Source organism: Peribacillus sp. SIMBA_075 (assembly GCF_046534585.1).
In genome coordinates this window covers 1-248 of record NZ_JAWRYN010001264.1, presented here as the reverse complement: position 1 = coordinate 248, position 248 = coordinate 1, and the positions used below count along the sequence as shown (strand labels likewise).

Sequence of the window (248 nt, the reverse complement as noted above, 5' to 3'; positions counted from 1 at the left end):
CAGCAAAATCAACCGGAAATATGGCACGACAATCATTTGGATCACCCATAACCTCCAACAAGCGCTTGAAATCGGCGATTATACATGGGTCATGATGGATGGCCAGGTAGTGGAGACTGGCGAGAGCTCCTTGCTTGAAGACCCTAAAAATGACCGCGTCGAAGAGTTCGTGAAAGGGGTGGTGTCATGAGTTATTGGGCTTTATCACTGACCCTCATTTTCGTCCTCATCCCACTCGTATTGTCGAA

1 pseudogene is annotated in these 248 nt (G+C 48.0%); it reads left to right on the top strand.

What is annotated here, in order from left to right:
• Positions 1 to 190 (top strand): annotated as a pseudogene (locus tag SB775_RS32400) (phosphate ABC transporter ATP-binding protein); the annotation flags it as partial.
• Positions 191 to 248 lie beyond the last annotated feature (58 nt).